Source organism: Pirellulimonas nuda (assembly GCF_007750855.1).
GTDB classification, from domain to species: domain Bacteria; phylum Planctomycetota; class Planctomycetia; order Pirellulales; family Lacipirellulaceae; genus Pirellulimonas; species Pirellulimonas nuda.
Map to the genome: position 1 here is coordinate 5,917,568 of NZ_CP036291.1, position 14,420 is coordinate 5,931,987.

10 protein-coding genes are annotated in these 14,420 nt (G+C 68.5%); 4 read left to right on the top strand and 6 right to left on the bottom strand.

Annotated elements, in window-relative coordinates; translation table 11 throughout:
- Positions 1-61 precede the first annotated feature (61 nt).
- Positions 62-922 (top strand): hypothetical protein, encoded by an 861-nt coding sequence (locus tag Pla175_RS22945; protein WP_145291158.1) that lies wholly within the window; start codon positions 62-64, stop codon positions 920-922.
- Positions 923-956: 34 nt separating this feature from the next.
- Here the strand turns inward: Pla175_RS22945 and Pla175_RS22950 are convergent, their stop codons facing one another.
- The 4 genes from Pla175_RS22950 to Pla175_RS22965 form a co-directional block, all read right to left on the bottom strand.
- On the bottom strand, positions 957-1,979 hold the full coding sequence (locus tag Pla175_RS22950) for an ROK family protein (RefSeq protein WP_145291160.1): 1,023 nt from the start codon (positions 1,977-1,979) through the stop codon (positions 957-959).
- Positions 1,980-2,065: 86 nt separating this feature from the next.
- Positions 2,066-3,310 (bottom strand): cytochrome-c peroxidase, encoded by a 1,245-nt coding sequence (locus Pla175_RS22955; RefSeq protein WP_145291162.1) that lies wholly within the window; start codon positions 3,308-3,310, stop codon positions 2,066-2,068.
- Between the two features lie 113 nt (positions 3,311-3,423).
- The gene (tpx, locus tag Pla175_RS22960) at positions 3,424-3,936 is read right to left on the bottom strand and encodes a thiol peroxidase (protein WP_145291165.1); all 513 of its coding nucleotides are present in this window, start codon (positions 3,934-3,936) and stop codon (positions 3,424-3,426) included.
- A gap of 336 nt (positions 3,937-4,272) precedes the next feature.
- The gene (locus Pla175_RS22965; protein ID WP_145291167.1) at positions 4,273-5,550 is read right to left on the bottom strand and encodes a DUF1570 domain-containing protein; all 1,278 of its coding nucleotides are present in this window, start codon (positions 5,548-5,550) and stop codon (positions 4,273-4,275) included.
- Positions 5,551-5,589: 39 nt separating this feature from the next.
- On the opposite strand from Pla175_RS22965, the gene Pla175_RS22970 reads away from it, so the two are divergent.
- The 3 genes from Pla175_RS22970 to Pla175_RS22980 all read left to right on the top strand — a co-directional run bounded on the left by Pla175_RS22970 (position 5,590) and on the right by Pla175_RS22980 (position 8,765).
- A complete protein-coding gene (locus tag Pla175_RS22970) occupies positions 5,590-5,910 on the top strand; it encodes a competence type IV pilus major pilin ComGC (protein WP_145291169.1) in 321 nt (106 codons plus the stop codon).
- Positions 5,911-6,056: 146 nt separating this feature from the next.
- Positions 6,057-6,794 carry an RNA polymerase sigma factor gene (locus Pla175_RS22975; RefSeq protein ID WP_145291171.1) on the top strand — a complete coding sequence of 246 codons (738 nt, stop codon included), beginning with the start codon at positions 6,057-6,059 and terminating at the stop codon, positions 6,792-6,794.
- A 24-nt stretch (positions 6,795-6,818) separates the two neighbouring features.
- Positions 6,819-8,765, top strand: coding sequence for a serine/threonine-protein kinase (locus tag Pla175_RS22980; protein WP_145291173.1), 1,947 nt, complete (start codon positions 6,819-6,821; stop codon positions 8,763-8,765).
- Between the two features lie 22 nt (positions 8,766-8,787).
- Here the strand turns inward: Pla175_RS22980 and Pla175_RS22985 are convergent, their stop codons facing one another.
- Positions 8,788-11,010, bottom strand: coding sequence for a tetratricopeptide repeat protein (locus Pla175_RS22985; RefSeq protein WP_145291176.1), 2,223 nt, complete (start codon positions 11,008-11,010; stop codon positions 8,788-8,790).
- A gap of 321 nt (positions 11,011-11,331) precedes the next feature.
- Positions 11,332-14,208, bottom strand: coding sequence for a beta strand repeat-containing protein (locus Pla175_RS22990; RefSeq protein ID WP_145291178.1), 2,877 nt, complete (start codon positions 14,206-14,208; stop codon positions 11,332-11,334).
- Positions 14,209-14,420: the final 212 nt, after the last annotated feature.

Consider the following 14,420-nt stretch of genomic DNA (forward strand, 5'->3'; position numbering starts at 1 on the left):
GAAGTGCGCGTAGTCGCACATATGCCGGCGTCACTCCTTCTCCAGCCGATAGCAACTGATCATGAAGAAGACATCGCTTTCCTCGCCGCTCGCCATTGCAGCGACGGCCATGATGATTGGGACGGTCGCGACCTCCCAGCCGCTTTCGCCACCCAAGCCGGCAAAAGCGCAACGGATTGAGGCGCCGGTGCTGAAGATCTTCAGCGCAAACGACGGAGATCACAAGTTCGTTGCCTACTTGGTCTCCTGGAAGGGCGCCGAAGTGATTGTGAGCGATCCCTTGGCCAAGAGCGAATATAAGCCGGGGGACACGATCACGTTCTTGGCGAGCCGAACAGATTCGCCGCGTTACGCGGCCTTGAGCTTCACATTGTTCCCCGGACGTGCCAGGGGGAATGCGGACTCGGGCGACGGGGCGATGCCTAAAGAAGAACAAGACCGACAGATGAGGATCGTCAGCGGGGACCTAGACGCGGCGAAGACGGAGACCGAGCGGTTTTACGCGTTGGGTCGCGCGGCCAGGAATGCGCTCGACGCGGGCAAGATAGACGAAGCGAAGGCGCTGTCGTTGGAGTTGGAGGCGCTCGCGGCAAAGCACAAGGACGACTGGAACTACGGCAACGCCGTCCAGGACTCGAACCAGGTGTTCGGACGGATCGCGCTTTCCGCAGGGGATGTCGAAGAAGCGAAACGACGGCTGCTCGCCTCGGCCGACAGCAAGGGCTCGCCGCAGATGAACTCGTTCGGGCCCAACATGCAGCTCGCCAAAGAGCTGCTAGAGAAGGGCGAGAAGGACGTGGTGATGGAGTATTTTGACCGCTGCGGCGATTTCTGGGAGATGGGGACGGACTCCCTCGATCAATGGCGAGACTCCGTGAGCCGTGGAACGACGCCTAACTTTGGCGCCAACCTGAAGTATTGAAGGCTTTCGCCACGGAGAGGTCTTCGTGGATGGTTCATTCTGCGGCCAGCGCATCGCGCCGCGCCAGCCCCGCCGCGCCGATGAAGCCCGCGTCGCCCGCTAGCTTGGCGAACTCGATCGTGACCGCTTCGCGGAGGTGTTCGATCATCCGGCCGCGGGCCTCGGCGCGGACCGCGGCGAGGAACCTCTCGCCCAGCGGGTGGCCGGCGCCGCCGAAGGTCATGGCGCCGCCGATCACCACCCCCTCGGGGTCGAGCGTGTGGACCAGCGTCACGATACCGATCGCCAGCAGCCGGGCCGTCTCCATGACGACGCTCAGGGAGAGCTCGTCTCCCTCCTCGGCGTTCTGGGCCACCAGCAGCGGCGTCAGCTCTTCGCCGGCCGCCACGCGGTCGCGGAGCGTGCTGGGGGGCGCCGGCTTGGCGAGCAGCTCCTGGGTGCGGCGGACCACGCCGTACGAGCCGCAATAGCCCTCCAGCGTGCCGCGGATGCCCAGGGAGTTGAGCGGGGCGTCTGGAGCGCAGTCGATGATGATGTGCCCCACCTCACCGCCGCAGCTATGGGCGCCCGCCACCAGCACGTCGTCCAGGATCACGCCCCCGCCAACGCCGGTCCCCAGCGTCACCATCACCATGGTGCCGAACCGCCGGCCGGCGCCGCTCCAGAACTCGCCGTACGCCGCGGCGTTGGCGTCGTTGGCGTAGGTGACCGGCAGCTTGCAGGCCTCGGAAACGATCTTGCGGATGGGCGTGTGCCGCCACGCGGGGATGTTGCCGGGCGTGAGCAGGATGCCGTTGGGGACGTCCATCGGCCCGGGGGTCGCGAGCCCTAGGCGACGGACATCGCCGCGATCGACGCCGGCCTCCGTGAGCAGCGTCTCGATCACGTGAGCGATCCGCCCCGCGGCGTCTTCGACGCCCCGTTCTTGCTCGGTCGCGATCGACTTGTAACCCAGCGTTATCCCGCGATTGGTGACCAACCCGATCTTAATACCGGTGCCGCCCACGTCGACGCCAATGAAGAGTGGGAGGTCGCTCTGCGAGGCGGATGGCGCCATGGGAAGCCGTGTCGGTGGAGTGGGGTTAAGACGGGCCGATCAATCTACCGGCCAACACCTTTACAGGAGAAGCGTCGCGTTAAAGCTTATTCGGGCAACCTGCCACGCTCGACCTCGGGCAGCTCGCCGGTGAGGGCTTCGAGGAACGCGACCAAATCTTCTTTCTCTTGCGCGCTCAGGCCGATCGCCAGCACCTTGTCGCTGAGGTAGGCATTGGGCTCGCCCCCCTTGTCGTACCACTGAACAACCTCCATCAGCGTGGCCTGTGAGCCGTCGTGCATGTAGGGGGCGGTCTGGGCGATGTTCCGCAGCGTGGGGGTTTTGAAGGCGCCGCGGTCGGCGTCGTCGCCCGTGATGGCGAACCGGCCCCAGTCGCGTCGGTCGTCAGGAACGTCGGCGCCCATGCCGACCCCCAGATTGTGGTACAGCTCGTCGGTAAGATTGGCGCCCACGTGGCACTGGGCGCACCCCACCCGCTGGCTGAAGAAGAGCTCGGCGCCGCGTTTGGCGCCCGCGGACATCGGTTGCGCCGCGGCCAGGCGTTTGAGCTTCTGGTGCTGGTCGAAGAGCGCCGGGTCGTCCTCCTCTAGTGTGTCTGCGTAGGCGAGGTCTTCGGCGTAGGCCTTCTCGAAACGCGCGAGCTGCTGCTGGTAGTCCCATGGGGAGGCGCCGGTGACGATCGTCCGCTCGAAGCAGGCGATCGCCCGGCCGATGTTCTCGATCGTGACGCCTTCTGGGAACACCGCCTCGAACTGGAGGCGGTAGACCTCGACGCCGGCTAGGCATTCAGCGCAGGCGTCGTGGGTGTGCCCCATCTCGATCGGGTTGGCGATCGGCCCGATCGCTTGCTCCTCCAGCGAACCGGCGCGCCCGTCCCAGAACTGCTTGCCCGACACGATGCGGTTGAGCACCGTGGGCGAGTTGCGCGTTCCCTCTTGCGCCCCGACGCCGATGCCGAACCGGGTGTCGGCGGCGTAGCCGTGGTCGGGGTCGTGGCAGCTTGCGCAGCTAACGGCGCCGTCGCCCGAGAGCCGGCCGTCGAAGTAGAGCTGCCGGCCCAGCTCGATCTTGGCCCGGGTTAGCGGGTTCTCGGCGAGGCCGGCGGTCTGCATCGCCCCGGCGGCGAGGCCCAACGGCAGCTTGGGCCTGAGGGGGTTGTGGTTCTCGGGGTCGGCGAGCCACGCCCGCACCTCGTCGGCCCTCAGCGGGCCGTCGCCCGGAACGCCCGAGAGCAGGTCCGCCACGCCGAGCTCGACGGCCTCCGAGCCCACCGTTAGCGCCGGCGCAGCCAACGCCGCCAGCAGCGTCACACGAAGAACAAGTCCAGCCATATCTAAGTCCAAGCAGTCGCTACCCGATGGAAATGCCCACGCCCTCCCACCTCCACCGGCTCGAAAAACAGCCGACGGGCTACGCCCGTCGCAGAGCGCCCCAACCCGCAGGACTAACCCTTCAGCGCCGCTAGCGCCGCGTCGTAATCGGGTTCGCTGGTGACTTCGCTCACGTACTCTGCATGCTTTACTTTACCCTCGCCGTCCAGCACGAACACCGCGCGGCACAGGATCAGCAGCTCCTCGATCAAGGTCCCCCACTGGTTGCCGAAGGCCCGATCGCGGTAGTCGCTGCCGACCCGCATGTTGGTGATCCCTTCGGCGCCGCAGAAGCGGCCCTGGGCGAACGGCAGGTCGAGGCTCACCGTGACAGCGTTCACCGAGTCGCCCATCCCGGCCAGCTTCTCGTTGAACTTCTTGGTCTGGATGGCGCAGACGCCCGTGTCGAGCGAAGGGACCACGCTCAGCAGCGTCGGCTTCCCCTTGAGCTCGTCCAGCGTGAGCGTCTTGAAGCCGTCCTTCACGTAGCTGAGGGAGATCGCCGGGGCGGCCTGGCCCACGGCGACGGCCTCGCCGGCCAGCGTGACGGGGTTGCCCTTGAACGTAACGGCGCCTGAACGTGACATGGCGGTCTTCCTTCGAATGAGGGGTCGGTGATCGATCGGGTAGCAAACCGCTAGTATCGGCGATGGCGCGTCGGCATCAAGGTGCGTCAAAAAGGGCAGCCCACCGGCCGCCGGTAGAAAGCCGCCGAAAACCCCGCGAATTTAATCCGTTCTCGTGAAAATCCTGCCCCCCGCCCCTGGGCAATAGCGCCGTATCCCCCCCACAAAAGCCTCGAACCAGCCAATAGCCGACGGGCTCCGCCCCGTCGGCTATTGGGGTGGGGGAGGAGGCGGGGCGGGGGCGACGCTCCTCGTTGCTGCAGTACGGCACAAACCGCCTTCGCCGCGTGTCGTCCCCTACAGCCGCTGCATCAGCTCGGCGAGCTCGCGGGACAGCGGCGCCAGGTCGCCGAAGTGGTCGGTGAAGTCGCTGATGCGTTGATCCTCGGGCGCCGAACGCAGCGGTTTGCGCTCGCTCATCATCCGCACGTACTCGACGTACTGCTTCGGCTGACGCTGGATCAGGTAGTAGTTCAGCGCCCAAGCGTCCGAGTAGGCGTCGTTCGCGGTCCGCGTCTCGCGCAGCGGCTTGTCGCTGGCGACGATCGCCGCGATCCGGGCCGGCGACCAGGTCCGCAGGTTCTGGCGGAAGATCGCCAGCCGGCGTTGGTTCACCTTGCCGATGCCCCGCCAGCCCCGCCCGGCGGACAGGTCTGGCGTCTCGAAGTACACAGCCATCCCCTCCAGCAGCCACAGCGGGATGTCGGCGTAACGCTGCTGCAGGCCGCAGTTGAATGCGATCTGGTGGGTGGCTTCGTGGATGATCGTGGCCACCAACGGCTCCGCGGCGGGCGAAGCAAGCAGGCGCGAGATGTCTCGCCGAGAGACGCGCGCGCCGGTGTTGCGGCGGAACTGGTCCGCGCCCGTGAGGTCGTACATCCGCACGCGGTTGGTCGCCAGGCTGTAGTGGCCGACGACCGCGCCGGTCGCAGAGCCGAGCTCGTCTCGGCTCTCCTGGGCGTACTGGTCGGCGTTGGAGTAGACGATGACCGCGAGCGGGAACTCTGGCTCGTGCAGCTCGAACCCGGCCCGCTGCCAGTAGGCGGTGAACGCCTTGTGCAGCCGTTCGAGCAGAGAGCTGGTCCATTGGGCGTACTCGCGCGACGTGTTGTAACAAACCACGTAGTGCGCCGTTTGATAGACCTGGAACCCCTCGGGGAGTTCGGCCAACATTGCTTCGGCAAACGCGTCGGCGCCGAGCGGGGCGAACGGGGCGTCGTCGGACTCGACGCCGCGTACTTCCTCCCCCGTGACCACGGTCAGGGCGCCGTCGGACGACTCCACCAGCCGCCCGCCGGTAGCGTCCGCGGCCAGCACCCGCCCCTCAACGGTTTGTTCCCCCGCTTCGGTGGCGAACGTCACGCGGTCGATCGCGGTCGCGCCGTCGGCGACCAGCAGCAGGACAACAAAGATTGGGAGCCGGCGTCTCATCCCGTCTATCTTAGTCGATCGAGACGCGAATGACCGCGCCAGAGTATCCGCGCCAATCGCTAGGACCGGACCCAGCAGTTCCGCGGTCGGCTCGCGGTGGGCGCCGCCGCCCGTCGTGGCGCCGGGCTCTGCCGTAGGGTTCATTACCTCGCTCCCTTTTTACCCAGAACCGTCTGTACTGCTATGCGGAAACCTTGCCCAAATCGCCGTGCCGGCTTCTCGCTGATGGAGCTCTTGCTGGTGGTGGTGATCCTGGGGATCATCGCCGCGATCGTGGTCCCCCGCGTGTCGGTCTCGATGGCGACCGCCGAGCAGAAGGTACGCGCCCACCAGATGACGACGATGAACGCCGCGATCGAGCGGTACCAGGTCGAAACCGGTAGCTGGCCCGCCGCCCTCACCGATCTGACGCCGGCCTACCTGCCCGACGGCGTGCCGGTCCCCCCGGGCGGGGGCGCCTACTCCCTCGACGGCACGACTTACCGCTCCGTCTACACGCCGTAGTCCGGCGTTCGGGAGCGTCCGCTCGTCTGACGCGCCAGGGCCGGAGACGGCCAGGCTCGCTCGGCCATCGAGAATTGTGTGCGGCGGGCCGCTAGAGTCGGTACACTGCCAAGCGGTACCCAACCGCGCTCTCTAGGGCCCTCGCCATGGCGTCCCCCGACGACCACCTCAGCCAGATCGACACGCTCTGGTCGGTAGTCCAGCAAGCGCACGGCGGCGACCGCGACCGGATCGAGAGCGCCCAGAAGCTGCTGCTCGACCGCTACGGCGGCGCCGTGCACCGCTACGCGCTCGCGGCGCTCCGCAACGAAGAGCAGGCCGACGAGGTGTTCCAGGAGTTCGCCCTGCGCTTTGTGCGCGGCGACTTCGGCCGCGCCGACCCGGCCCGTGGCAGGTTCCGCAGCTTTGTGAAGACGACCGTGTTTCACCTAATTATTGACCAGCAACGCCGCAAGCAACGCGACAAACGGCAGGGTCAGTTCCTGACCGCCACGCCCGAGCCCGCGGCCGCGACCGAAGAAGACCGCGACGCGCTGTTCGACCAGAGCTGGCGCGACGACCTGTTGGCCCGCGCCTGGCAGAAGCTCGAAGCGCTCGAGGAGCAATCGGGCAAGCCCTACCACACGGCGCTGCGGACCCGCGTCGAATACCCCGACCTCCGCTCTCCAGAGCTGGCGGAGCGGCTGGCCGAGACGCTCGGCAAGCCGATGACCTCGGGCGCCGCGCGGGTGCTGCTGCACCGCGCGCGCGAGGCGTTTGCCGAGGGGTTGCTGACCGAGGTGCGCGACACCCTGCGCGACGACTCGCCCGAGGGGCTGGAAGACGAGCTGATCGCGCTGGGGCTGTACGAGTACTGTCGGCCGATCCTCGAGAAGCAGGGTTAGCCCCGGCTACCGCGAGCCTCCGCGATGGGATCTAGTCACCCGCCCGACAAGCCGCCGGCAACCACGCCGGAGCAGGTCTCCGCGACCGAACGGGCCCGCGTCGCCGACACCGAGCCGAGCGACCCCCCCGAGGCGATCAGCGACTCGCTGGAGCGCGGCCCCACCGCCCGGGCGCCGTCTTACCGCGCCCCGGCGGCTGGGCCGATCTTTGGCGAGGCGGCGGCGCTTCCGGAAGTGGGCCAGCGGATCGACGACTTCGAGCTGACGCGGCTGCTGGGGCAGGGCGCTTTCGGCACGGTCTTCCTGGCGCGGCAGCAGTCGCTCGACCGCGACGTGGCGCTCAAGGTCGCCGCGAACCGCGGCAGCGAGGGGCGCACCATGGCGCGGCTGGAGCACCCGCACATCGTGCAGGTCTTCTCCGAGTCGGTCGTCGGAGGGCTGCGGCTGTTGTGCATGCAGCTTGTGTCGGGGGCGCCGCTCGACGCGGTGATCGCGTCGCTGCACAAAGCGCCCGACGAGGGCGCCGCCCAGACCGGCTGGACCGGCGCCGACTACCTGGCCGCGGTAGACCAGCACGCCAGCCTGCGGGGCGTGCTAGACGCCCAGGCGCTGCGCGACCGCGAGCGGCTGGCCGAATCGGACCGGGTGCAGGCCGCCGCGTGGGTCGCCGCGCGGCTGGCCGAGGCGCTGGCGTTCGCCCACGGGCAGGGGGTGCTGCACCGCGACATCAAGCCGGCCAACATCTTGGTCGATCGCTACGGCAGGCCGCTGCTGGCGGACTTCAACATCTCGGGCCGGAGCGACGACGCCGGCGGCCCGCTGGGGGGGACGATCGCCTACATGGCGCCCGAGCACCTGCGGGCGTTCGACCCCGGGTCGCCCGTCAAGGCAGACGCGGTCGACCAACGGAGCGACCTCTACTCGCTGGCGATGGCCGCCTACGAGCTGCTGTACGGCCGGCCCCCCCTCTCGGCGGCGCGGGGGGACGACAACCGCAACGCCTACGTCCGTCGGCTGGCGAGCCTGCGGACCGACGACGCCCCGCCGATCGAGCCCGGCCCCAACGACGCCGAGAAGACGCTGTGCCGCACCATCGCCCGGGGTCTGGCGGCCGAGCCCGGCGACCGCTACCAAACGGGCGACGCCATGGCGGCCGCGCTAGACGGCTGCCGCGCGCTGGCGGCCGCGCAGCAGGCGCTGCCGCGCGGCAGTTGGTTGACCCGCGCGGCCGAGCGGCGCCCCTTTGTGTGGCTGGTGCTCGCCGCGCTGACGCCGCAACTCGTCGGCAGCTTGGTGAACATCGCCTACAACTCGAACTCGATCGTCGGTAGCCTCAACGACCCGCAGCAGGCGTTGTTCGTGCGGCTCGCGTTTGCCTACAACCTGCTGGCCTACCCGGTATTGCTGGGGGTGAGCGCGCTGGTGCTCTCGCGGGTCTACCTTCCGTGGCGGAAGCTGGAGTCGGCAGAGCCCGCGGACGACCGGGCCATCGCCCTGGCGCGGGCCCGTGCGTTGCGGCTGCCGCTGTGGATGCTGGCCATCGCCGCCGCGGGTTGGCTGCCGGGAGGGGTGATCTTCCCGCTGGCGATCAACCACTTCCAGCCGCCGCTCGAACCCGGCGTGTTCTTCCACTTCACCGTGTCGTTCACGCTGTCGGGGCTGGTGGCGGTCGCCTATTCGTTCTGCGGGCTGCAGTACCTGGTGCTCCGCGTGCTGTACCCACGCTTCTGGAGCGACGCGACCGGCTTCCACGCCAAGGCCCGCCAGGAGCTGCGGGGCGCCGGCTGGCGGGTGGCGCTCGTGCAGTGGCTCGCCGGGTCGGTCCCGCTGGCGGCCGCGCTGTTCGTCTTCGACACCACCCTGGGCAAGGCCCTGGTGCTGCTGGGGATCGCGGGCGTGCAGTTCGCAGCGCGTGCGGCGCGGCTGCTCAACGAGACGCTGGCCGTGCTGCTCGGGAAGTCCGAAGGCTGACCGAGCACGGCGACCACAGCCCCTAGCGGGGCGCCTTCGCGAGCGGCACGGCGGCGTTCTTGGCCGCGGCGGCGTTGCTCTGGCTCTTGATCCCCTTGAGCAGCTCGTTGTACTTGGCGGCCTCGTCGGTCTCGCCCAGCTTCTTGTGCATCGTGGCGAGGTTGCCGTAGGGCACCGCCAGCGCCGCGGCGTCCAGCACCCCCGCACCGACCGACTCGTTCATCAGCTCGGCGCCCCGTTCGGTGAGGCGAAGGGCCTCGTCCTTCTGGTCCTGCTCCCAGTAGGAGACGGCCATGCTCACCAGCGACTCGCCGTAGCGGCGTGGGACGAACAGTTCCGACTCGGGCTGCAGCTCCTCGAGCAGCGGCTGGGCCCGGTCGTACCACCCGACCGCTTCTTCATGGTTCTGCAGGTGCACCGCCTGCAGGGCGCCCAGGTGGAAGTAGAGCTCGCCCACCAGCAGGCCGGCCGCGGGGCTGTTGGCCCGCACCTCGCCGCCGGAGCCCAGCTTCTCCAGCGCCAGCTCGCCGTAGCGGAGCGCGTTCTTGGGCTCGCGACGCGTGTGTTCGATCTGCAGGGCGCGGAAGTAGACCTCGCCCAGCTGCCACTCGATCGAGGCACGCAGCAGCGCGTCCTGCGAGTCGGCCAGCATCAGCGTGGCCGTTTCTTCGGCCTCCTTGATCCAGGGGCTCGGGTCCTTGGCCGGACGCAGGTAGGTGAGCGCCGACAGGGCGCTCGACGCGACCCGCAGCCGCACCTCGAGCCCGGCCTCGCCGTCCTCGATCATCTTCTCGGCAAGCCCGGAGGCGCGGCCGATCCACTGGCCGACCACCTCTTCCTTATCGTTGTACTTGCGGCGGGCGATTTCTTCGGCCGTCGCCAGGTGGGCCTCCAGCAGCAGTTGCTGCGCGGCCAGACGCTCGCGGCGGTCGTCGCTGCCGATCAGTTCGTCGGCGATCTTGATCGCTTGGTCGTGGAAGCCGATCGCCTTCTCGGCGATGGGCGCTTCGCCCAGGGCCGCCAGGCGTCCCATCAGCTCAAGCGATTGGGCCCGCACGATCCGGGGCGCCTGCTGGGAGTCGAGCACCTTGCGCGACTCGAGCACCGCCTGGTCGTAGCGGCCGAGCTGCGCCAAGCACTCGCACCAGCGGAGCCGGAACGCGTCGCTGTCCGGCTTCAGGGCCATCGCCTTGAGCGCGGCCTCTTCTGCCTCGACCAGTTGGCCCACCTCGATCCGCTGCTGGGCCAGCATCCACCAGGCGTAGGAGTTGTTCTTGTCGATAGAGACGGCCCGCTCGAGGTCGGCCAGCCGCTTCTGGTACTCGCCCGCGGGCCGCTTCTCCGCCCGCAACGCGAACGCCTCGGCGTCCTCGGGCTGGATCGCGAGGTGCGTGACAAACTGGGGCGCTCCGTCGGCGCCGGCGGGCGCCAACAGCAGCAGCAGGCCCTTCTCGGGGTAGGCGACTCCGAGCGCCTCGCCGGTGGTTTCGTCCTCAACGCTCACCGGCTCGATGTGGTCGACACGGATCCGCTGCGCGAGCCGGTCGGGGTTCTCTTGCTTGGCGAGCTCCACCTTCACCAGCTTCACCACGCCGTTGTGCAGCAGCACGTCGACGCCGGCGAACGGCGGCAACGAGTAGTGACGCACCTCGCCGCCGGCGATGGCGGAGACGCGTTCCGCGTCGCCCCACTGCGAGGCGAGCTGCTCGGCCGTGGTCTTACCGGGGGTGACCCCCTGGAAGGTCGCTGTCTCGGTGGCCGCGGCCGCGGCGCGGTAGGCGCCGGCCAGGTCGCCGGGCGCTGCGCCCTCGGCGCTCGCCACCCGCACGGCGGGGCCGACCGGTTCGGAGGGCTCGGCGGCGGCGGGCTTGGCGGGCGAACCGTCCGACACCCGCTGGGCGTCGCCGGCCGGCTCGGAAGGCTTCTTGGCCGCGGCGGCTTTCGTGCTCGCCGGCGGCGTGCCGGCCTTCTTAGGCGCCGCCTGCTTGGCGGTAGATTGCTGGCCGATCGGCTCTTCAGCCGGCTGTTCGGCCGGCTCGGGAGACTGTTCGGAGAGCTGCGGGATGGGCGACAGCGCGGAGTCGCCGGAGACCGGCGCGGCGTTCTCCCCTTCGGCGACCTCGCTCAACGCCTTCCGGGTGGCGACCAGCACCGAGTCTTCCGCGAAAGACCCCATGGGCGCCGCGAGTGTGATGCAGCCACACAGCGTCAAGTTCCAGAACAACTCTGATTTCGCGCCAAACATGTCCCGATCCCCCTCAAGATTTTTCCATTTCGCCCACGGCGGCCGGGAGGCGTCAATCGCGCACATCCCGCCGGGCCCGGGGCTACCACGGCCTGTAGTGAGGGGTATCGGCAACCAACCGGCAGAAGAATCAGCACAACCGGCAAAATCGGCGCACCGGGCGAGCCGTCGGCGTCAGCCGCCGGAGGCCTGGCGGTAGAGCAAACCCTGGAAAACCCGCGCCCCGAAGCAGCACTTTGGGCGCACAACTCTGGGGGTGAGGACGCTGGCGCAAAGGCTCCGGCGGCTGACACCGACGGCTCGCCTGCTGGGCCATTAGGATCAGCTCTTGCGGCGCGCGGCAAGCAGCCCCGCCCCTGCCAGCAGCATTAGCACGCAGGCGCTGGGTTCGGGGACCGCCGCGATCGAGCCGATGCCGATCACCGCGCCCAGGTTCCCGAAGATGTTGAAGTAGTCGGCGCCGTCGACGTCGCCGTCGCCGTCGGTGTCGCCGATCGCCGGGGTGGCGCCGGTGAGCACGCCGACGTTCATGCTCCAGATGTCGAGGTCTGCCTGGTCGACGATGTTGTCGCCGTTCAGGTCGCCGATCAGCGTCCCGGCGGCGCCGGAGATGATCTCGATCGAGAACCCCGTGCTGGTGAACACGGGGCGGGCGCCGAGCCCCCCGGGCAGCATCGAGGGGAGCAGGTTCAACCCGGCCGTGCCGCGGTCGAGCGTGCCAAACACGGTAAGCAGGTTGTAGGTCTGCCCCACGGCCAGACTGGACGGGCTGACAAAGGTTACGTCGATCAGGCCCCCCGAGGCGAAGGTCGCGTCGCCGGCGACCGTCATCTCGGTGAAGTCCATCGGGTTGCGGATCGCAAAGCCGAGCCGGCCGCCGTTGTTGTCGAAGTCGCCTGAGACGTAGATCTCGGTCGGGTTGAGGTCGACCAAGACTCCGTTGTTCACCAGGCCGCCGCTGAAGGAGACCGTTGAGTCCCCGAGGATCGTGATGACGCCGTCGTTGGTCACCAGGTTGTCAAAGTTCAGGGCCGACTGGTTGGTGACAAAGATGCGGCTATCGGTGGCGTCGTCGACCGCGTCTGCGTTGCCGCGGTTGAGCACGGTGCCGGTGACGTTGATGGGTCCGCCGGTGTAGCGGAGCATGCCGATCGAGGCGTCGGTGACATTGGCGTCGCCGTTCACCACGCCCGACGAGTAGACGATGTTCGAGTTCTGCACGTTCTTGACGCCCACGTTCTGGAACGCGGCGCCGTTGAAGATGGCCTGCGAGCCGCCGTTGACGACCATCGACCCGAAGTTGGTCACCTGGTTCTCGAACACGGTGCGCGAGGCGCCGGTCAGCACGATCGACCCGTCGACCCCGGCCTCGACCGTGCCGTTCATGTTGCCGTTGTTGAAGATCAGGCCGCTCACCAGGTTCTGCCCGCTGACCACGGTGAACTGGCCGGCGTTCGCCAGGCCAGAGCGGAACCGCAGCGTGCCGTCGCGGAGGTTGATCTGACCGATGACGTCGTCGGTGGCGTCCGCCGGTGTGGCGGCGTTGTCGCGCTGGTTGATAAAGCGACCGGCGGTGGCGATGGTGCCGCCGGGGGCGATGGCCCGCTGGAACTCCAACTCGGCCTGCTCGAGCGTGGTGCCCAGCACGTCGATCGTGCCGATGTTGCCGAGGAACACGCCCTGCGGGAGCACGACGTTGGCCTCGTCGAACGCGTCGGGGGTGCTCTGGTCTGCCGCGATCACCAGCCGTTCGCCGGCCAGCACGCGTACCTGCCCGACCTGACGGTTGCGGAACGTGCCGGTCAGGATCGTCCCCGAGCCCCGGATCAGGCCGTCGGTAATCACCTGGTCGGTCACGGACAGAAGTCCGGTGTCCATCACAATCGTTCCGTACCGGCCGACGATCACGTCGGCCTGCTGAAGCCCGGTGCCGGGAACCTGCGAGCTGATCGGGGCCTGGCGGACGTTCACGGTCCCCCCGGCCGAGATCGTCAGCGTTCCGGCGCCCCCCTGGGCGGTGTAGGCGCCGTCGGCGACGTACTCGCCCACCGCTAGCGCGGCCGCGGTGGTCGACGACAGGGCGCCGAAGGTGCCGAGGAAGTTTTGTTGCGGGATGATGTTCCAGACCGAGTTCGGCCCCTCAACCACCACGCCGCCGATCCCCTTGCGGGTGAACGACGTGTCGAACGGCAGCGTGAACTGGTTGGTCGTGGTCGAGGCGCCCGGGTCGGTGCTGGTGGTGCCGATCGCGGCGCCGTTGCGCGCCACCACGGTGCCGCCCTCGCTGATGCGGAGCTCGCCGAAGCCGTAACCGCCGATAATCATCTGGTTCGGGCCGTTATCGGTCTGCTTGGTCACATCGCCGTTCAGGTCCTGCACGGTGCCGCCGTTGGCTTCTAGGTAGGAGCTCTGACCAGAAACGGTGACGAGGCCCCGCGCCGACGAGCCGTAGCCCACGATCAACGCGTCTTGCAGCTCAACACGGCCGCCGGCCAGGAGTTGCAGCGTGCCGGTGCCGGTGAGTCCGACGTAGGCGTCGAAGCCGTTGTAGGGGGTCCCGTTCGTTCCGGTGCCGCGGCGGTCGTCGTCCGGCACCGGGAACAGCGTGGTCGGAACCGTCTCATCCGGGTCGAGGAAACGCCCGGGGATGACGTTGGGAGCGTTGTTGTACAGCGAGCCGCTGCCGGTGATGGTCACCACGCCGTTGCCCGTGCTGATGCTGTCGACGCCGGCCGGGAGGATGCGGAGGTCGTCGTTCAGGTAGCCCACGGTCACGTCGTCGTTGCCCAGGTTGTCGTCGGGGTCGAAGATCGGCTGGCCGTTCCCGTCGGGACCGTTGTCGTCGGTCCCGGTGTTGCCGTCCCCTTCGCCGCCGTCGCCGCCGTTGCCGCCGATCACTAGGTGCCCGTACCGCAAAACGCTTCCGGCCGTGATGCTGAGTTGCCCCGCTCCTGTGCGGCCCACCGTGACGTTCGCTTCTTCCTCGTAGTTCGCCTGAGGCGTGTCTACGTCTTGGTTGAAGTCAACCGTGTTTCCACCGGTCGGTAGCCCTTCGTTCCCGGCCGTGAACGGGTTGTCGCTGGGGAACACGTCGCCGCTGGTGCTCACCGCGGCAGTGGCCGAACCGGCCAACAAGCAGCCGGCGGTCAGCGTCGCCAGGGAGAGCGCGGAGGAGAATCGGGGCAGGGTACGGGTCATGGAGGGTCGATCGGGGTGGGGGGCTGACGCGAGCGCAGACGTTGGGCGCAACGGGCCGCAGCCCTTGTTTGCCCCCAAGTAGTGTTCCGCAGCCGGAAAAGTTACCGGCACGACTGGCCTGGAGCCCATTTTGCTCGCCGAAGGGGGCTCGGTCAACGATTTCGTGAATTATCGAGCCAAAACGCCGCGTTCCCCGTCTGCGGCCGGCTCCG